Genomic DNA, 17,943 nt, shown 5'->3' with positions numbered 1-17,943 from the left:
CTGCGTCGCATCAGCGCCTCCACGCCGCACGCCGAGTTGTTCACAACCAGCACCACCCACCGGGTTGTCCACGACCTCCCCCACCCTGCACGCGTGCGCCCCCTCCACCGGGCACACTCACATCAAGGAGAGACACGAATGCGCAAGATCACCCATCGCTGGCTCGCGGGCGGCGCCGTCGCCGCCGCGGCAGCGCTCACGCTCACGGCCTGCGGGTCCGGCTTCAGCGGCGGCAGCAGCAGCGGCGACACCGGAAAGCTGACGTCGTCCGACAAGGCCCTCACGGTCATGATCGGATCGTCCGGCGACGCCGAGACCGCAGCGGTCAAGTCGGCGGTCTCGGACTGGTCGAAGAGCTCCGGCACCAAGGCGTCCGTCGTCGCCGCCAGCGACCTCAACCAGCAGCTCTCGCAGGGCTTCGCCGCGAAGAAGCCGGCCGACGTCTTCTACCTCTCCACCGACGCACTGGCGGGCTACGCCTCCAACGGCTCGCTCCTCGCCTACGGCGACCAGCTCAGCAACAAGAGCGACTTCTACCCGAGCCTCGTGAAGTCGTTCACGTACGACGGCAAGTTCTACTGCGCCCCGAAGGACTTCTCGACGCTGCAGCTCATCATCAACACCGACGCGTGGAGCGCCGCGGGCCTCACCGACGCCGACATCCCGAAGACGTGGGACCAGCTGGAGTCGGTGGCCAAGAAGCTCACCACCGGCAGCCAGGTCGGCCTCGGCATCTCCGGTGAGTACGCCCGCGTCGGGTCCTTCATGGTCCAGGCCGGCGGCAACTTGATGAACGACGACAGCACCAAGGCCACCGCCAACAGCGACGCCAACGTCCAGGCGCTCGACTTCGTGAAGAAGATGCTCAACGGCGGTGAGCTGAAGTACGCGAAGGACCTCGGCGCCGGCTGGGGCGGCGAAGCCTTCGGCAAGGGTCTCGCGGCGATGACGATCGAGGGCAACTGGATCACGGGCGCCCTGAAGTCCGACTTCCCGAACATCAAGTACAAGGTCGCGGAGCTGCCCGAGGGCCCGGTCGGACAGGGCACCCTGCAGTTCACGAACTGCTGGGGGATCGCCGCCGACAGCCCCAACCAGGCCGCCGCGCTGAAGCTCGTCGAGAAGCTCACCAGCAAGGACGACCAGCTCGCCTTCTCGAAGGCCTTCGGCCCGATGCCGTCGATCAAGTCGGCCGCAGACGAGTGGAAGTCCGCCAACCCCGACCTCGTGCCCTTCCTGAACGCCGCCGACTACGCCAAGGGCGTTCCGACCGCGAAGGGATCGGCCGATGTCGTCACCGACCTGAACAGCAAGCTCGAGTCGCTGGCCACCGGTGACCCGAAGGCGATCCTCGACGCCACGCAGAAGAACCTCGAAGCTCTGCTGAAGTAAGGAAGCCTCCCGTCATGTCCACAACCACGAGTCGGTCTCGTCGCACCGGTCTGCGGCGCGGCGAGACCGCCTCGGGGTGGTTGTTCACCGCCCCGGTCATCCTGCTGCTCGGCGTCTTCCTGGTGATCCCGGTGCTCATGGCGCTGTGGGTCAGCTTCTCCGACTGGGGCGGCCGGGGCAGCCCCTTCTCCTCCGACGTGAACTTCGTCGGCTTCGACAACTACACGAAGCTCCTCGCCGGCGGCGGTCTCGCCGAGCAGGACTTCGGAATGTCGCTCAAGAACAACGCCTGGTACGTCGTGCTCGTCGTGCCGATCCAGACCGCGGTGTCGCTCGGCCTCGCCGTGCTCGTGAACCGCGCGATCCTGCGCGGTCGCGGGTTCTTCCGGACGGCGTTCTACTTCCCCTCCGTGACCAGCTCCGTCGCCATCACCGTGCTGTGGCTCTTCCTGTTCAGCACCAGCGGCGCCGTCAACAAGGTGCTGTCGTGGGTCGGCATCCACGGGCCGAACTGGTTCAACGACCCCTCGGGCATCATCCATGACCTGCTCGCCGTGTTCGGCGTGACGCAGGGACCAGCGGCGCTCACCCAGAACACCGCGCTCGGCGTCTCGTGGTGGGACTGGCTGGGCGGCCCGTCCGTCGCCATGACGGCGTACATCATCATGGCCGTCTTCACCACGAGCGGCACGTTCATGCTGCTCTTCCTCGCGGCGCTGCAGAACCTCGGCGGCGACATCACGGAAGCGGCGATGATGGACGGCGCGAACGGCTGGCAGCGCTTCTGGAGGATCACCCTCCCGCAGCTGCGGCCGACGCTGTTCACGGTCCTCACGCTCGGGCTCATCGGCTGCTGGCAGGTGTTCGACCAGATCTACACCGGAACCCGAGGGGCACCCGGCAAGACGACGCTGACGCCCGCGTACCTCTCCTATCAGACGTCGTTCGTCAACCAGGAATGGGGACAGGGCGCCGCGATCGCCTTCATCCTCTTCGTCATCATCGTCGTGTTCACCCTGCTGCAGCGGTGGATCCTGCGCGAGCGCACGGTCTCCAAAAGGCGGATGCGGCTGTACCAGCCCGCGTTGGCGGCCGGCACGGCAGCGGGAGGCGCTCCGAGCAGCGTCCCGTCCTCCCGCAGCGACGACTCCGAGCGGAAGGGAGCGATCCGATGAGCTCCAGCACCATCCAGGCGGAGCGTGCGACTGCGCCCGCACCGGCGCCGCCGGCTCGTCCGCGTCGGCGACGCTCGACCGCGACCATCGTCGCCACGTCCGTCACGTACGCGATCCTGATCGCGCTGGCGGTCGTGTACATCATGCCGTTCCTCATCCAGCTGGCCACGTCGTTCAAGACGGACGCCGAGGCGACGGCGAACCCGGTGTCGCTCATCCCGCAGACGTTCACCACGGCCGCGTACACCAAGCTGTTCGTCAACTCCGACTTCCCGGTCTGGTTCGCCAACTCGGCCGTGGTGACCGTGTTCGTCACACTGGGCCGGGTGTTCTTCGACTCGCTCGCGGGCTACGCCCTCGCGCGCTTGCACTTCCGCGGGCGCACCGTCGTGTTCGCGGCGCTGGTAGCGGTGATGTCCGTGCCGATGGTCGTGCTCCTCATCCCCAAGTTCCTCGTCATCAACCAGCTCGGCATCTACGACTCGTACACGGGCATGATCCTGCCGCTGCTGACGGACGCCGCCGGCGTCTTCATCATGAAGAACTTCTTCGAGTCCATCCCGGCGAGCGTCGAGGAGCAGGCGAGGATCGACGGAGCGGGCACCTTCCGGGTGTTCTGGTCGATCGTGCTCCCGATGGCCCGGCCGGCCCTCATCACGATCGTCATCCTGTCGTTCCAGGGGTCGTGGAACGAGCTGGCGCACTTCATCGTCTCGACGCAGAGCCCCTCGCTGACGACCCTGACAAAGGGCGTCGCCGGGCTCGCCAGCGGTCAGCTGAGCCAGGGCAGTCAGTACCCGCTCAAATTGGCGGCAGCGGCCATCATGACCATCCCCGTCGCGGTGCTGTTCTTCATCTTTCAGAGGCGGATCATGAATTCCAGTGAGGGGGCGGTGAAGGAATGACGGCAGCGGAACCGACCATCCTCGCCACCTGCGGCGGGCTGAACGGCGGCGAGTGGACCGACTCGGTGTACGGGCCGCTGCTGCACCATGCCATCGAGCTGGCCGATGTGCACGGCCGCGTCCCGCGCGTCACCCACATCAACACCGCGGGCGGCGACCAGCGCCACGTCGAGGGGGCCGAGCTCGAGGCGGCCAGGGCTGCCAGCGTCGAGGCGACGCACCTCCGGCTCTTCCCGCATCCCAACATCGCCGATGTCCGCGCGCACCTCCTGTCGCAGGATGTCGTCTGGGTGAGCGGTGGAAGCCTCGTCAATCTCCTGGCCGTCTGGCGGGCGCACGGCCTCGACCGGATCCTGACCGAGGCCTGGCGGCGCGGGGTGGTGCTCGCCGGAGGATCCGCGGGCGCGCTCTGCTGGCACGAGGGCGGGACGACATCGTCCTTCGGCCCCGACATCTCCGCCGTCCGCGACGGGATCGGCCTCGTCCCCGGGTCCCTGGCCGTCCACTACGACTCCGACCCGCGACGACGCCCGGCGCACCAGCGCGCCGTGGCCGACGGAACACTTCCCGACGGCTACGCCCTCGACGAAGGGGTCGGCCTCGTCTACCGGGGCCGCGCCGTGGTGGACATCGTGGCCGAGCGCCCCGGCGTCTCCGCCTGGCAGCTCACCCGGACCGACGACGGCGTGCGCGAGGAACGCCTCGCGCCTCGCCTCCTCGCCGAGGAGGTCGCCGCATGACCTCCGACACCGGGACCCACCACCCCCTGGTCTCCCGCGATTCCGCCCCATCCACGCCCACCGACGACCGCACGACCGAACACCCCGCTGACGCCCCACGCGCGCTCGGCGACGACCACGAAGGCACGATCACCACGATGACCCAGCCCCTCCAGCCGCTCCTCCACGACAGCGTCGTGGTGCTGACCGCACCCTCCCAGGCCTGGTCGGCCGCCGACGGGCGCATCGACGGGCACGGCATCCACGGCTTCTACCATTCCGACCTCCGGGTGCTGGATCACGTCCTCCTCAGCGTGGGAGGCGCCGTGCCGGAGCACATCGCGACCGCCTCACCGGATGCCGCCACGACCGTCTTCACCGCCCTGGCTCGGGGGATCGACGATGCGACGGCGGATCCGCGGGTGCGGATCGACCAGCGACGGACGGTCGCTGCCGGCTCGCTCGGCGAGCGCATCGTCGTGCGCAACGCCCTGGGCGAAGGCCTGCGAACCACCGTCGAAGTCGAACTGCGGGCCGACTTCAGCCCCATGCAGAAGATCAAAGCGGGACTGTCCGGGAGCGAGTACCCCGTGACCGTCGACCGGGGCGAGGGCAACGCTGGGGGCAACGCCGTCGTGCTCGGCAGCGGTCCCGTCACCGCTCGGGTGTCGGCTCGCGGCGCAACGGCAACCGTCGACGGCCGGAACGTCACCCTCCACTGGGACGTGGACGTGCCCGCGCACGGAGAGGCCGTCGTGGAGTGGAGCACCGGCGTCGACGATCCGACGGCGGTCGTGGCCGATGCCGCGCCGTCGCCGGAGTGGTCCGCCTTCCGCGCCACCACCGGCGACTCCCGGCTGGCGTCCTGGCTCGACCGCGCGGTCGCCGACCTCCAGGCGCTCCGCATGTCGACGGTCGAGCACCCGAACGACGTCTTCCTCGCGGCGGGCGCGCCGTGGTTCTTCACTCTGTTCGGACGTGACTCGCTCTGGGCGGCTCGGATGCTGCTGCCGCTCGGCCACGAGATCGCGGCGTCGACGCTGCGGGTGCTCGCCGAGTACCAGGGAACGGAGTCGGTCGCGGAGACGGCGGAGCAGCCCGGCAAGATCATGCACGAGCTGCGGCCCGGCGCGCTGGTGATCCCCGGCGAAGGCGTCGTCCTCCCGCCGCTGTACTACGGCACCGTCGACGCGACGGCGCTCTGGATCTGCCTGCTGCACGACGCCTGGCGCTGGGGCATGCCCCGAGACGAGGTGGAAGCGCTCCTCCCCCACCTGGAGGCTGCCCTGGCGTGGATGCGCGACTACGGCGACAGCGACGGAGACGGCTTCCTCGAGTACATCGACACCACGGGTCACGGCCTCGCCAACCAGGGCTGGAAGGACTCGGGCGACTCGATCCAGTGGCGCGACGGCACGCTGGCCGACGGTCCGATCGCCCTGTGCGAGGTGCAGGGGTACGCCTACGAAGCCGCCATCGGCGGCGCAGCACTCTTGGATGCCTTCGACCGGCCGGGAGGCGACGCCTGGCGCGGCTGGGCGGCCGACCTCAAGCAGCGCTTCGCCGACGCCTTCTGGATCGCCGATCCGGCCGGCGCGTATCCCGCGGTGGCGCTCGACGCCGCCAAACGCAAGGTCGACACCGTCACGAGCAACATCGGCCACCTCCTCGGCACGGGAATCCTGGATGCCGAGCAGTCGGCGCTGGTCGCACGACGCCTCGTCTCGCCGGAGCTGTCGTCCGGCTACGGCCTGCGCACGATGTCGACGGACTCGGCGGGCTACTGGCCGCTCAGCTACCACGGCGGCTCGGTCTGGGCGCACGACACGGCCATCGCGATCACCGGGCTCGCGCGCGACGGCTTCCGCGCCGAAGCCGCGCAGCTGTCGGATGGGCTCCTCGCCGCGGCGGCCGGGTTCGGCTACCGGATGCCGGAGCTGCACTCGGGCGACAGCGCCTCGGAGACCAGCGCACCCATCCCCTACCCCGCGGCGTGCCGACCACAGGCGTGGTCGGCGGCGGCCGCGGTGGCCGTGCTCAGCGCCCGGCTCGGCCTGCGAGCGGACGCCCCGGAAGGCCGCTTCGAGGTCGACCCGGACGAGACGGCAGGCGACATCGAGGTGGAAGGTCTCCGCTTCGCGGGCCGGCCCCGCTCCGTCACTGCGTGACCCGAGGGGCCCGAGCAAACGACGTGCGTGCCGGGGCGCAAGTGCCGTTTACAGCTGCGCCATGATCTGGCGCGCGATGATCCGGCCGGCGCGGTTCGCGCCGATCGTCGACGCCTGCGGACCATACCCGGCGAGGAATATGCGCGAGTCCTGCCAGGAGGCACCGGAGGCGACGGTCAGACCGCCCGTCTTCTCCCGCAGGTGCAGCGGGGCCAGATGACGCAGCTCCGGCCTGAACCCGGTCGCCCAGATGATCGCGTCGGCACGGGTGAACGAGCCGTCCGGCCAGCGCACGCCGTCCTTCTCGATGCGGGTGAACATCGGGCGCTCGATGAGCACGCCGCGTTCGATCCCGGCGGCGATCCGTCGCGTGCGAGGGACGCCCGTGCCGCTCACGATCGACGGGAGGGCCTCCCCGGCGCGCGCCGCCGCATCCTGCATCGCCACCGCAGCGACGCCGCCCTCGATGGTGAGCTCCGACTCGTCGCGGAAGTCCACCGGCCGCCTGGTCGCCCAGGTCAGGGACTCCGCCACACCCTCCAGCTCGAGCAGGAACCCGATCGCGCTGGTGCCCCCGCCCACGACGACCACCGACTGACCGGCGAACTCGTCGGCCGAGCGGTACGTCGAGGTATGGACATGACGCCCGGCGAACTCGTTCATTCCCGGGTAGTAGGGCACGAAGGGCGAGCCCCAGGTTCCCGAGGCGTTGACGACGATGCGCGTCGCCGTCTCACCCGCACTGTGCTCGACGACGAGATCCGCGCCCCGGTCGGAGACGCTGTGCACGGCCACCGGTCGCTGCACTTGGAGGCCGAAATGGTCTTCGTAGCGGCGGTAGTAGCCGGCGACGATGTCACGTGCCGGGAGCGACCGGTCGGCCGTGTCGAAGCTGAGACCCAGCTCCGACATCCCCGGCAGATCGTTCACGTGATGGGCGCTGCCGAGCTTGAGCGCATCCCACCGATGCTGCCAGGCTCCGCCGGTCACAGGACCGCGGTCATAGACGATGAAATCCTCGCCCGGGGTCAGCTCGAACCGCCGCAGATAGTAGGCGACGGCGAGCCCTGCCTGGCCCGCGCCGATGACCACCACCTGGGTCTCGGTCCTGGTCGTGCTCACCCGCTTATCCCATCACTTCTCGCTGTGCGGGAACTCGGGGGTCCGTGATGTCCGCATGCTAAACTCCATGCTAGTTTTCACTGTTTCTATTCGATCCCCGGGGAGCCTCTCTCGCCCGGGCTGGGACCAAAAGGGGGTCACGCATGGGGCGCGGCCGTCAGAAGGCAAAACACACCAAGATCGCGCGGCAGTTGAAGTCGTTCAGTCCCAATGTGAACTACGACGCTCTGGAGCGTGAGCTGACCGGCCACTCCCATGGCGACGACGAGCAATACGCGAAGTGGGCCGAGTACGAGGCGGAGGACGAGACCGAGTCCGAGGACGCCTATGCGTACGAAGACGAGGACGAGGAGACGGGCACTCCGAAGCGCGCCTAGCGCCGACCGCCCGTACTGAGCTGCGATCCTTCGCGGCTCAGAGCCAGCCCTGTCGTGTCGCGATAGACACGGCCTCGGAACGGTTGCGCGCGCCCGTCTTCCCGATCGCGCTGGAGAGGTGGTTCCGGACCGTCCCGTCGCTGAGGTGCAGCCGGCGGGCGATGTCCGAGATGGTCCCGCCCTCGGCTGCGACCTCCAGCACCTCGGCCTCCCGAACGGTCAGCGGTGACGCTCCGGACGCGAGCGACTCAGCCGCGAGCGCGGGGTCGACCACCCGCAGCCCGGCGGCCACCCGGCGCACAGCATCCGCCAGCTGACCCGACGGGGTGTCCTTGACGACGAACCCCGAAGCGCCGGCCTCCATCGCGCGGCGTAGGTAGCCCGGCCGCCCGAACGTGGTGACGATCAGCGACCGGCACCCGGGCACGGCGGTCCGGAGCTGTGCCGCCGCCTGGATGCCGTCCGCGCCGGGCATCTCCACGTCGAGCAGCGCGACATCGGCCCGGGATGCGCGGGCCGCATCCACGACGTCGTCGCCCCTCCCGACCTGGGCGACCACCTCGAGGTCCGGTTCGAGGTCGAGCAGGGCGGCGAGCGCGCCGCGGACCAGTGCCTGATCGTCGGCCAGCAACAGCCGGATGGTGTCGGTCACACGGCCCTCCTCACGCTCAGCAGAGTGCCTCCGCGGGGTCCGGATCCGACGACGATCCTGGCGCCGACCTGCGCGGCGCGGGCGCTCAAACCGGCGAGGCCGGATCCGTCGCGCACGGAGGGCGAGACCTCCGCCCCCACCGGCGCCGGTTCCAGCCCGCTCCCGTGCGGGCCGCGCCCGTCGTCCTCGATGTCGAGGCTCTCCGGTCCGACGGTCACCCAGCAGTTGCGCGAGCCGGAGTGGCGGATCACGTTGGTGACGCCCTCGCGCAGCACCCAGCCGAAGAGCTCGCGCAGCTCGGGGTCGACCTCCTCGCCGTTGCGGGGGAGGTGGGCCTGGATGTCGGCGGCCGCCAGTCCCGCCTGCGCAGCAGCCAGCTCGGTCGACAGGCTCATCTCGCGGTACCCGGCAACGGCGGCCCGCAGGTCGGCCAGCGCCGACCGGCTGAGGCGCTCGATGTCGGCGATCTCCTCCGCCGCCCGATCCGGGTCGACGGGGATGAGCCTCCGGGCGAGCTCCGACTTGACCGTGACGACGGTGAGCGAGTGCCCCAGCACGTCGTGCATGTCGCGCGAGAACCGGGCGCGTTCCTCGATGACGGCCAGCCGGGCGATCTCGCCCTGTGCGTTGCGCAGCCGTCGGAGTGCGTCGATCTGTCGCGCGAATGCGCTCATCATCACGCCGATGGACACGGTGACCAGCGCGATGAACCAGTCGTCCTCCACGGTTCCGGCGACCGTCAGCACGATCAGCTGGAGGCCACCGAGTGCCCCGATGATGGTCAACGCGACCGGGGTGCGCGACACCACCATCCCGGCGACGCACGCCACGTAGACCCAGGTCCAGCAGGCGACGACCCCGATCAGCGGGAAGAGCGTCAGCGTGAGCGCGAAATAGAGGCCGATCCCGACCAGTCGCCTGCGCTCCGTCTCCCACCAGAGGAGCGGCGGGAGCACGAGGAAGCCGAGGTAGACCACGGCGAGCAGGGCCGTGATCCCCAGCTTCTCGGCGACCGTGCCCTGCGCCGTCCACAGTCCGACGAGCACCGAGGCTTGGTACAGCAGGCCGATCGTCGCGCCCGGGTACCAGCGGTACGCGGCCGGGTGGAGGAGGCGGGCGCGCCATCCGACCGGACGGACCTCCGGCACCTCACGCGAGAACACGTTGCTACCTTAGCCAGCGGCCCGGCGCCGCTCAGCCCCGCGCCGCATCGCGCCGGTAGCGCCAGACGATGAGCGCCCCCAGCGCCAGCGCCCACGCGGTGAGCACGATCGCCGGCGTCAGCGCGTCGCCGCTCTGCAGCGCGCCGAGCTGACCGACGCGGTTGAGCCAGTACGACGGAACGGCCCGCGCCACGTCCGCCACCCAGGCGGGAAACACCTGCAGCGGGATCCACAGGCCGCCGAGCACGGCCATGCCCATGAAGACGGCCATGAACAGCGGCTGGGCGAACTCCGGCTTGGCGAACTGCCCGATCAGGATGCCGAGCAGCGCGAACGGGATCACACCGCACCAGATCCCCAGCCCGGCGAGCAGCCAGCTGCCGACGGACAGGTCGGGATGGTACAGGGCGATGGAGACGCCGATGATGACGACGATGCTGAATAGGGCGAGCGCCAGGGCGGCGACGAGCTTCGACACGAGGTAGCCCGTGCCGCTCAGCGGCGTGATCCGCAGCTGCCGGTTCCAGCCGATGGAGCGCTCGGTGACGATCTGGAATGCCTGCGACAGAGCCGACATCATCCCGCCGTAGGCGGCGACCTGGATGGTCGTGACCACGATCCACGGCAGGTGCGTCGTCGAATCGACCTGCCCGGCGCCTCCGAACGTGCCCCCGAAGGCGAACAGCATGACGAGAGGGACGGCGAGGGTGAAGATCATCGCACGCATGTTCTTCAGCTGGCGGAGGGACTCGCGCCCCAGGTAGGCGATGCTCATGAGTGTGCTCCTTCCGTGTCGCGCGCCTCGGTGAGGGCGAGGAAGGCCTCGTCCATGGTGTGCGCGGTCACTTCGATGTCGTGGATGTCGTGGTGGGTCGCGAGCAGTGCGCGCAGGGTGGCGTCGGAGTCGTCGCTGACGAGGGTGAGGACGTCGCCGCGGCGCTCGGCGCTGCGCACTCCGGGGAGCGCGTTCAGCGCTGCGGTGCCGGCACCGGTCTCCGGGAAGGCAGCGGTGGCGCGGATGCGGCGACCGGACACGACCGCCTTGACCTCCGCGGGCGTGCCGTCGGCCACGATCCGTCCGCGCGCCATCATGACGATGCGGTCGGCGTACTCGTCCGCCTCGTCGAGGTAGTGGGTGGCGAACACGACCGTCCGCCCGGCGTCGGTGAACTCGCGCATCGACTGCCAGAAGGTGCGGCGCGCCTCCACATCCATCGCGGCCGTCGGCTCGTCGAGGAACAGGAGGTCCGGGTCGGAGACGACGGCGACGGCGAACCGTGCGCGCTGGAGCTGACCGCCGGACAGCTTGGAGACGCGCTGACGCGCGATCTCCGTGCACCGCGCGCGTTCGAGGGCCTCGGCGACGCTGAGGGGGTGCCGGTGGGCCGCGGCGACCAGCGCCACCGACTCGGCGACCGTCAGCGTGGGCAGCAGCGCGCCGCCCTGCAGCATCGCGCCGACCCGGCCGGCGGCGACCGCCTGCCGCGGTGGCGCACCGAACAGCTCAGCCCGGCCCGCGGTCGGACGTGCAAGCCCGAGTGCGAGATCGATGGTGGTGGACTTGCCGGCGCCGTTCGGGCCGAGCAGGGCGACGACCTCGCCCGGGCGGATGCTCAGGTCGACGCCGTCGACGGCCGTGAGCGCGCCGAAGGTCTTGCGCAGGCCGGACAGGTGGATGGCGGGTGTCTCGTTCACCTCTCCAGAGTGCCGACCGGCGTCCGGCGCAGAGCAGAGCGGGTGTCAGGATCTGCGGGTGACGTTTGTCATGCCCGTGCTTCGCGCATCCCCGCGGCGCGCACGAGCCCGAGGACGCCGAGGATGCCGCCCGCGGTGAGCAGGATGCCCCCGAACAGCAGGGCGAGGTCCTGTCCGGCGGCCGTCGTCGCGCCCGGGCCGGCGGCCGTCGGGTCGTCCGGCGGGAGCACGGACGAGACCGCCGCCGGCGCAGCATTACCGCCATGCGTGCCTGCGGCCGCTGCCGTCGCGGGCGCCACGGCGGCGACGGCAGGCAGCGCGACGGTCGCCGACGCCGTCGTCACCGAGGTGGATGCGCGCTGCAGCAACACGAAGAAGGTGGCGGCGGGCGATCCCGCAGGGCGGGAGGCGAGCGGCACCCGGACCGTGGCCGTCGTCTGACCGTCGGCCAGCGCGACCGTAGTTGCCAGCGCCGTGTAGTCGGCGCCTGCGCGGGCGGTGCCGTCGGCGGTCATGACGTCGACCGTCGCATCGCCTGCGCCGGACGAGCGGGCAACAGTGACGAGGACGCTGGTGCTCCCGGCGACGACCGAGTCGGTCGCGACGGTCAGCGGGGCACTCGGTGCCGTCGCGGTGAACGTCGCGGTTCCGACCGCGCTGAGGAGCCCGGACGCCTGCTCGGGCTGGAACGTCGCCGTGACGGTGTGCGCGCCAGCGGCGGACACCGGGAGGTCGGCGCGCGCGACGCCGGACGCGGAGACGGGCGCAACGACCTGCGCCCCTCCGTCGAGGGCGAAGGCGACCGTGCCGGATCCGGGGGCCGCGAGCAGCATCCGAGTCACCGTCGCCGAGACGGCAGCCGTGCCGCCGGCCGCGACCTTCGCCGGCGTACTGAGAGTGACAGCGGTCGCCGCCGTGCAGGCGGGTGCGGCGGCGAAGTCGGTGGTGGTCGGGCCCAGGCGCCAGCCGAGCGTGGGCTCGGCAGCGGCATCCACGGTCAGAAGCCAGACACCGTGATGCTCGCCCGGCTCGAAGACGGACGGCTGGCCCCGGTCGACGGCACCGGTCGTGAGGTCGTTCGACCCGCCTCCAGCGGGGACGGAGACCGGCACGGACGCCGTCGAACGGTAGCCGAGCACGACCGTGCGGGCCGCGACGGTGCCGAGCGGCGCATCCTGAACACAGTCGACCAGCGGGGTGAGCGCATCGGCCGGCGCGGGCTGCACGGAGACGGGCGGATCCGCCAGCGCCGGAGAGGCAGCGGCGACGACCCCGAGGCCGGAAAGAGCGAGAAGGGTGAGCGCCGACGCCAGGCGGAAGCGGGCGGTCGGTCGGCTCACACGCGTCACTCTAGCGGGAGGACGCCCGACCGCGCTCCGACCAAAAGGGGTGACGTGAGATCAGCCGGCGTAGGAGCCGACGAGGCGCACGGCGCCGCCGTCGACGCCCTTGGCGCCCTGCTCGAACCCGGTCAGGTCGCGCGCGGACGTCGAGACGACGCCGGCGCGCCAGGTGGGGATGCCGTCGGCCGTGATCGCCGCCGCGACCGCATCCGCGGCCTCCGGCGCGACGACCGCGAACATCCCGATGCCGAGGTTCCAGGTGCCCTCGCTCGACTCGAGCGAACTGCCCGCGAGATCGCTCAGGATGCGGAAGACCGGCGTCGGCGACCAGGTGGACCGGTCGACCTCGACCCACGAGCCGACCGGGAGGACGCGGGCGAGGTTCGCGGCGATGCCCCCGCCGGTGACATGGCTGAGCGAGTGGATGGCGCCGTCGAGAGCCGGGTCCTGCAGCACACGCAGCAACGGCCCCGTATACAGGCGGGTCGGCTCGAGCAGGGCCTCGCCGACGACACCGCCGAACTCGGCGGACTGGTCGGTGAACCCGATGCCGCGCGCGGCGAGGATGTGGCGGACCAGCGAGTAGCCGTTGGAGTGCAGACCGGACGAGGCCATCGCGAGCACGACGTCGCCGTTTCGCACGCGGTCGGCGCCGAGCACGGCATCCGCCTCGACCGCTCCCACCGCGGCGCCCGCGACGTCGTAGTCGTCCGGCCCGAGCAGACCGGGGTGCTCGGCGGTCTCGCCGCCGACGAGGGCGGTGCCGGTCTCCGCGCACGCGGTCGCGATGCCCGCGACGATCGCGGCGATCCGCTCCGGGACGACCTTGCCGCACGCGATGTAGTCGGTCATGAACAGCGGACGAGCCCCGACCACGACGATGTCGTCGACGACCATCCCGACCAGGTCCTGACCGATGGTGTCGTGCTTATCGAGCGCCTGCGCGATGGCGACCTTGGTGCCGACACCGTCGGTGGAGGTGGCCAGCAGCGGGCGGTCGAAGTCCTTCAGGAACGAGACGTCGAACAGGCCGGCGAACCCGCCGACCCCGCCCAGCACCTCGGGCCCGTGGGTGCGGCCGACGGCCGCCTTCATCAGCTCGACGGCCCGGTCGCCCGCAGCGGTGTCGACGCCGGCGGCGGCGTAGGAAGCGGATGAGGAGGCTGCGGAGTCGGTCACCGGTCCATCGTATCCGGGGGCCGTTGGCAGCGGAAAAGCGGGGCTGCTCCTGGCGCCGCTGTTCCTGGCTGCCCTACTCCTGGCGGCCGGGGTCGCCGAAGCTGAGCAGCGGCTCGAGCTCCGAGTCCGGGCCGGGCTCGCATCCATCGGACGTCGCGTCGGAGCCGTCGTCCGTCGGGCTGACCTCCGGACGCTCGAGCAGGTTCTTGCCTAGGTGGTGCGCGTCCGGGAGCTCGATCGGGTACTTGCCCGTGAAGCACGCCGTGCACAGCAGCTCGCGCGGCTGCTCGGTCGCGTCGATCATGCCGTCTTCGGAGAGGTAGCCGAGGCTGTCGGCGCCGATCGACTGGCGCACCTCCTCCACCCCCAGGCCCGTGGCGATCAGCTCGGCGCGCGAGGCGAAGTCGATGCCGTAGAAGCACGGCCAGGTGATGGGCGGGCTCGAGATGCGGACGTGCACCTCGGCCGCACCGGCCTCGCGGAGCATCGACACCAGTGCGCGCTGCGTGTTGCCGCGAACGATGGAGTCGTCGACCACGATCAGGCGCTTGCCCTTGATGACCTCCTTCAGCGGGTTCAGCTTCAGCTTGATACCGCGCTGGCGGATGGTCTGCGACGGCTGGATGAACGTGCGGCCGACGTACGAGTTCTTGACGAGGCCCTGACCGAACGGGATGCCGGACGCCTGCGCGTAGCCGATCGCCGCCGGGGTGCCGGACTCGGGCGTCGGGATGACCAGGTCGGCCTCGACCGCGTGCTCGCGAGCGAGCTGGCGGCCCATCTCGACGCGGGCCTCGTAGACGCCTCGGCCGGAGATGGTGGTGTCTGGACGTGCCAGGTAGACGTACTCGAAGACGCATCCCGCGCGCTTCTCGGAGGCGAAGCGCTGGCTGCGGAGGCCGTTCTCGTCGATGGCGATCAGCTCGCCCGGCTCGACCTCGCGCACGAAGCTGGCGCCGACGATGTCGAGTGCTGCGGTCTCGGAGGCGACGACCCAGCCGCGCTCCAGGCGGCCGAGCACCAGAGGGCGGACGCCCTGCGGGTCGCGGGCGGCGTACAGCGTGTGCTCGTCCATGAAGACCAGGCAGTAGGCGCCGCGCAGACGCGGCAGCACCTCCAGGGCGGTCGCCTCGAGCGTGTGGTCCAGGTCGCCGGTGAGGAGCGCCGTGACGACCGCGGTGTCCGTCGTGTTGCCCCGGCTGAGCTCGCCGTCGTGCTGGGGGTAGCGCTCGTGGACGAGCTGCATCAGCTCGGCGGTGTTGGTCAGGTTGCCGTTGTGGCCGAGGGCGACGGTGCCGCTCGCCGTGGAGCCGAGGGTCGGCTGCGCGTTCTGCCAACTGGATGCGCCGGTGGTGGAGTAACGCGTGTGGCCGACGGCGATGTGGCCGGGCAGCGAGTTCAGCGCGTTCTCGTTGAAGACCTGGGAGACCAGACCCATGTCCTTGTAGATCAGGATCTTGTCGCCGTCGCTCGTCGCGATGCCTGCCGACTCCTGGCCGCGGTGCTGGAGCGCGTAGAGCCCGAAGTAGCTGAGCTTGGCGACCTCCTCACCGGGAGCCCAGACGCCGAAGACACCACAGGCGTCCTGCGGCCCCTTCTCGCCGGGTAGCAGATCGTGACTGAGAAGACCGTCGCCTCCGGCCACAGCGGACCCCTTTCAGGAAGTCGGGATGTTCAGCTCTGGGTGTCGCTCGTGCTGCTGTCGTTCGTGCCGGGCTCCGGCTGCGAGCCCTCGTGCCGCACGGGCGACGACCCGGGCTCGGGGACGCGCACGTCGATTCTATCCGCCTGGACGCTGCGCGCTCGACGGGCGGTCACCCGGTCGAGCACCAGAGCGACGACGGCGCCGACCGCGACGCCCACCGTCACGCCGATCGCGAGCAGGAAGCCGAACACGGAACCGCGGTCGTACGTCGGATTCTCCGGGAAGGAGAAGGTGAGGATGAGAGCGACGATGGCGAAGAGGATCGCGCCGGTGATCATGAAGCGGAAGTAGCGCGGGGAGCGGCGCACGCGGACCTCGGCGGGTGTGACGGTCTCCTCGACCTGCGGGTCGCCGACCTGCCGGTCCTCGGGGGTGTCGCTCATGCCTTCATTCTCCCAGATCGAACCTGAGCGGCCGTCGGCCGTCATGACCCGTCGTCCCGGCCGTCTGAATGGGTATGAGCTCCTCGAAAAGCCCGGCAGCCGCATCCCGGATCGCCGCTGCACTCGGCCCCGCGGCAGCGGGCGGGTTCGCGCTGCTGCTGATCGTCGCCGCGATCGTGGGCGTGCTGGGCGGGATGCGCTGACGGCACGCCGGCCACGCGCCCGCCAGCTCAGTAGCGCAGCGGGAGGAGTCCTTCGAGGGACGCCCGCTGGCCGGACGCGTGCACCGCACCGGACGCGATCCCCTCGTCCCACGTCATCGAACCGGAGGCGAGCGCAAGCCACGTGGCAGCATCCGTCTCGATGACGTTCGGCGGCGTCCCACGCGTGTGACGCGGACCCGGGATGCATTGCACCGCCCCGAACGGCGGCACGCGCACCTCGACGGTGTTGCCCGGCGCGCGCTCCGCCAGCAGCTGCAGCAGGTACCGGACCGCCGTCGCCGTGGTGTTCCGGTCGGCGCCGCCCGCGACGGCCGCCCGGACGGCCGGGCCGCCGACCTCGTCCGCGATCTTCGCTCTCGCCATGGCATCCATCCTTCCACCGCGCACGCCTGGAGCCGGAGCGCCGCATCCACTCCCTCTAGCATGGTGGCGTGAAGATTCTCGTCCTCGGTTCCGGTGCCCGTGAGCACGCCATCATCACCGCGCTGCTCGCCGAGGAGGTGCGCCACGACATCGTGGCGGCGCCCGGGAACGCCGGTATCGCACAGGACGTCCGGGTCGAGACGTCGCTCGATCCGCTCGACGGCGTCGCGGTCACCGAGTACGCGCTCGAGAACGACATCGAACTCGTCGTCATCGGCCCGGAGGCGCCGCTCGTCGCCGGCGTCGCCGACCCGCTGCGCACCCGCGGCATCCCCGTGTTCGGACCGGGCAAGGCGGCCGCTCAGCTGGAAGGCTCGAAGGCGTACGCGAAGCGCATCATGGATGCGGCCGGCGTGCCCACCGGGCGGGCTGTGCGGGCCGAGACTTTGGCCGAGGCGGAGCGCGCGCTCGACGAGTTCGGTGCGCCCTACGTCGTCAAGGCCGATGGGCTGGCCGCCGGCAAGGGCGTGCTCGTGACCGAGGAGCGGGATGCCGCTGTCGAGCACGCGACACACTGGCTTCGGCACGGCGGTGTGCTGGTCGAGGAGTTCCTCGACGGGCAGGAGGTCTCGCTGTTCCTCTTCAGCGACGGGCACGACGTGCTGCCGCTCTCGCCCGCGCAGGACTACAAGCGGCTTCTCGACGGCGACGCCGGCCCGAACACCGGCGGGATGGGCGCCTACTCGCCGCTTCCGTGGCTGCCGGAAGGCTTCGTGGACGAGGTCATCGACACGATCGCGCTGCCGACCGTCCGCACGATGGCGCGGGAGCAGACGCCGTTCATCGGCCTGCTCTACTGCGGGCTCATCCTGACCGACCGCGGCATCCGCGTGATCGAGTTCAACGCCCGGTTCGGCGACCCGGAGACGCAGGTCGTTCTCCCGCGACTCGTGACCCCGCTGTCGACGCTGCTGCTCGCATCGGCGACCGGCGGCCTCGGCGGACTGCCCCGCCCGGAGTTCGCGCTCGACACGGCCGTCACCGTGGTGCTCGCCAGCGAGGGGTACCCGGAGGCGCCGCAGACCGGCCGGCCGATCACGGGCCTCGGCGAAGCGGCGGCCGTGCCCGAGGTGACCATCGCGCACGCGGCGACCGCGCGCCACGAGGCGACCGGCGAGCTGATCGCGACCGGAGGACGCGTGCTGTCGGTCGTCGCGCGCGGCACCGGCTTCGCCGAGGCGCGCTCCCGTGCCTACGCGGCGCTCGACCGCATCCACCTCGAGGGTGCCCAGTACCGCACCGACATCGCCGCCCGCGTCTCCTGACCCCTCCCCCCACCGTCGAGTACGCAAAAACTGCACGCCTCAGCGGCGATTCT

The 17,943-nt window shown here is 70.8% G+C and carries 18 protein-coding genes; 8 read left to right on the top strand and 10 right to left on the bottom strand.

Annotated features, from left to right (window positions below; genetic code table 11):
* Positions 1–138 precede the first annotated feature (138 nt).
* Genes BLR91_RS01055 through BLR91_RS01035 form a run of 5 tightly spaced genes read left to right on the top strand, consistent with a single transcriptional unit; the run spans position 139 to position 6,359 of the window.
* A complete protein-coding gene (locus BLR91_RS01055) occupies positions 139–1,392 on the top strand; it encodes a sugar ABC transporter substrate-binding protein (protein WP_089878082.1) in 1,254 nt (417 codons plus the stop codon).
* 14 nt (positions 1,393–1,406) lie between these two features.
* Positions 1,407–2,567 carry a carbohydrate ABC transporter permease gene (locus BLR91_RS01050; protein ID WP_089878085.1) on the top strand — a complete coding sequence of 387 codons (1,161 nt, stop codon included), beginning with the start codon at positions 1,407–1,409 and terminating at the stop codon, positions 2,565–2,567.
* Positions 2,564–3,472: a carbohydrate ABC transporter permease gene (locus BLR91_RS01045; protein ID WP_089878088.1), complete on the top strand. Its 909-nt coding sequence runs from the start codon at positions 2,564–2,566 to the stop codon at positions 3,470–3,472. Before BLR91_RS01050 ends, BLR91_RS01045 begins: the two co-directional genes overlap by 4 nt.
* Positions 3,469–4,212 (top strand): peptidase E, encoded by a 744-nt coding sequence (locus tag BLR91_RS01040; RefSeq protein ID WP_089878091.1) that lies wholly within the window; start codon positions 3,469–3,471, stop codon positions 4,210–4,212. Before BLR91_RS01045 ends, BLR91_RS01040 begins: the two co-directional genes overlap by 4 nt.
* Positions 4,209–6,359, top strand: coding sequence for a glycogen debranching N-terminal domain-containing protein (locus BLR91_RS01035; RefSeq protein ID WP_089878094.1), 2,151 nt, complete (start codon positions 4,209–4,211; stop codon positions 6,357–6,359). The genes BLR91_RS01040 and BLR91_RS01035 overlap by 4 nt, the downstream gene beginning before the upstream one ends.
* A 48-nt stretch (positions 6,360–6,407) precedes the next feature.
* Here the strand turns inward: BLR91_RS01035 and BLR91_RS01030 are convergent, their stop codons facing one another.
* A complete protein-coding gene (locus BLR91_RS01030; protein WP_089878097.1) occupies positions 6,408–7,481 on the bottom strand; it encodes an NAD(P)-binding domain-containing protein in 1,074 nt (357 codons plus the stop codon).
* 143 nt (positions 7,482–7,624) lie between these two features.
* On the opposite strand from BLR91_RS01030, the gene BLR91_RS01025 reads away from it, so the two are divergent.
* Positions 7,625–7,858, top strand: a complete 234-nt coding sequence (locus BLR91_RS01025) for a DUF3073 domain-containing protein (RefSeq protein ID WP_018192337.1) — start codon at positions 7,625–7,627, stop codon at positions 7,856–7,858.
* Between the two features lie 37 nt (positions 7,859–7,895).
* Here BLR91_RS01025 and BLR91_RS01020 read toward each other — a convergent pair whose 3' ends face one another.
* From BLR91_RS01020 to BLR91_RS00985, 8 genes are all read right to left on the bottom strand, one after another.
* The gene (locus BLR91_RS01020) at positions 7,896–8,510 is read right to left on the bottom strand and encodes a response regulator transcription factor (protein ID WP_089878100.1); all 615 of its coding nucleotides are present in this window, start codon (positions 8,508–8,510) and stop codon (positions 7,896–7,898) included.
* Positions 8,507–9,673 carry a sensor histidine kinase gene (locus BLR91_RS01015; RefSeq protein WP_089878104.1) on the bottom strand — a complete coding sequence of 389 codons (1,167 nt, stop codon included), beginning with the start codon at positions 9,671–9,673 and terminating at the stop codon, positions 8,507–8,509. Before BLR91_RS01015 ends, BLR91_RS01020 begins: the two co-directional genes overlap by 4 nt.
* 31 nt (positions 9,674–9,704) lie before the next feature.
* Positions 9,705–10,448 carry an ABC transporter permease gene (locus BLR91_RS01010; RefSeq protein WP_089878107.1) on the bottom strand — a complete coding sequence of 248 codons (744 nt, stop codon included), beginning with the start codon at positions 10,446–10,448 and terminating at the stop codon, positions 9,705–9,707.
* Positions 10,445–11,368: an ABC transporter ATP-binding protein gene (locus BLR91_RS01005; RefSeq protein ID WP_089878110.1), complete on the bottom strand. Its 924-nt coding sequence runs from the start codon at positions 11,366–11,368 to the stop codon at positions 10,445–10,447. The genes BLR91_RS01010 and BLR91_RS01005 overlap by 4 nt, the downstream gene beginning before the upstream one ends.
* A 68-nt stretch (positions 11,369–11,436) precedes the next feature.
* Positions 11,437–12,708: a Calx-beta domain-containing protein gene (locus BLR91_RS01000; RefSeq protein WP_089938067.1), complete on the bottom strand. Its 1,272-nt coding sequence runs from the start codon at positions 12,706–12,708 to the stop codon at positions 11,437–11,439.
* Positions 12,709–12,768: 60 nt separating this feature from the next.
* Entirely contained in the window at positions 12,769–13,890 is a 1,122-nt protein-coding gene (purM, locus tag BLR91_RS00995; protein ID WP_089878116.1) for a phosphoribosylformylglycinamidine cyclo-ligase, read from the bottom strand.
* Between the two features lie 73 nt (positions 13,891–13,963).
* A complete protein-coding gene (purF, locus tag BLR91_RS00990) occupies positions 13,964–15,535 on the bottom strand; it encodes an amidophosphoribosyltransferase (RefSeq protein WP_018192343.1) in 1,572 nt (523 codons plus the stop codon).
* Between the two features lie 29 nt (positions 15,536–15,564).
* A complete protein-coding gene (locus tag BLR91_RS00985; RefSeq protein WP_231918776.1) occupies positions 15,565–15,978 on the bottom strand; it encodes a hypothetical protein in 414 nt (137 codons plus the stop codon).
* A gap of 74 nt (positions 15,979–16,052) precedes the next feature.
* Here BLR91_RS00985 and BLR91_RS20385 point away from each other — a divergent pair, with 74 nt between their 5' ends.
* Positions 16,053–16,181, top strand: a complete 129-nt coding sequence (locus BLR91_RS20385) for a hypothetical protein (RefSeq protein ID WP_269457346.1) — start codon at positions 16,053–16,055, stop codon at positions 16,179–16,181.
* Positions 16,182–16,208: 27 nt separating this feature from the next.
* Here BLR91_RS20385 and BLR91_RS00980 read toward each other — a convergent pair whose 3' ends face one another.
* On the bottom strand, positions 16,209–16,565 hold the full coding sequence (locus tag BLR91_RS00980) for a sterol carrier family protein (RefSeq protein WP_089878123.1): 357 nt from the start codon (positions 16,563–16,565) through the stop codon (positions 16,209–16,211).
* Positions 16,566–16,633: 68 nt separating this feature from the next.
* Here BLR91_RS00980 and purD point away from each other — a divergent pair, with 68 nt between their 5' ends.
* Positions 16,634–17,890, top strand: coding sequence for a phosphoribosylamine--glycine ligase (gene purD, locus BLR91_RS00975; protein WP_020076642.1), 1,257 nt, complete (start codon positions 16,634–16,636; stop codon positions 17,888–17,890).
* Positions 17,891–17,943: the final 53 nt, after the last annotated feature.

Origin of the sequence: Leifsonia sp. 466MF, assembly GCF_900100265.1 — a bacterium.
GTDB lineage: Bacteria > Actinomycetota > Actinomycetes > Actinomycetales > Microbacteriaceae > Leifsonia.
The sequence above is the reverse complement of the archived record's forward strand: the minus strand, read 5'-3'. Positions and strand labels throughout refer to the sequence as shown.

Bases quoted from the DNA above. Each gene is read 5' to 3' on its own strand.
- BLR91_RS01040 (WP_089878091.1), top strand. From the start codon at position 3,469: ATGACGGCAGCGGAACCGACCATCCTCGCCACCTGCGGCGGGCTGAAC.
- BLR91_RS01010 (WP_089878107.1), bottom strand. From the start codon at position 10,448: ATGAGCATCGCCTACCTGGGGCGCGAGTCCCTCCGCCAGCTGAAGAAC.
- BLR91_RS20385 (WP_269457346.1), top strand. From the start codon at position 16,053: ATGAGCTCCTCGAAAAGCCCGGCAGCCGCATCCCGGATCGCCGCTGCA.
- BLR91_RS00980 (WP_089878123.1), bottom strand. From the start codon at position 16,565: ATGGCGAGAGCGAAGATCGCGGACGAGGTCGGCGGCCCGGCCGTCCGG.
- BLR91_RS01050 (WP_089878085.1), top strand. From the start codon at position 1,407: ATGTCCACAACCACGAGTCGGTCTCGTCGCACCGGTCTGCGGCGCGGC.
- BLR91_RS01055 (WP_089878082.1), top strand. From the start codon at position 139: ATGCGCAAGATCACCCATCGCTGGCTCGCGGGCGGCGCCGTCGCCGCC.
- BLR91_RS01045 (WP_089878088.1), top strand. From the start codon at position 2,564: ATGAGCTCCAGCACCATCCAGGCGGAGCGTGCGACTGCGCCCGCACCG.
- BLR91_RS00985 (WP_231918776.1), bottom strand. From the start codon at position 15,978: ATGAGCGACACCCCCGAGGACCGGCAGGTCGGCGACCCGCAGGTCGAG.
- BLR91_RS01025 (WP_018192337.1), top strand. From the start codon at position 7,625: ATGGGGCGCGGCCGTCAGAAGGCAAAACACACCAAGATCGCGCGGCAG.
- BLR91_RS01035 (WP_089878094.1), top strand. From the start codon at position 4,209: ATGACCTCCGACACCGGGACCCACCACCCCCTGGTCTCCCGCGATTCC.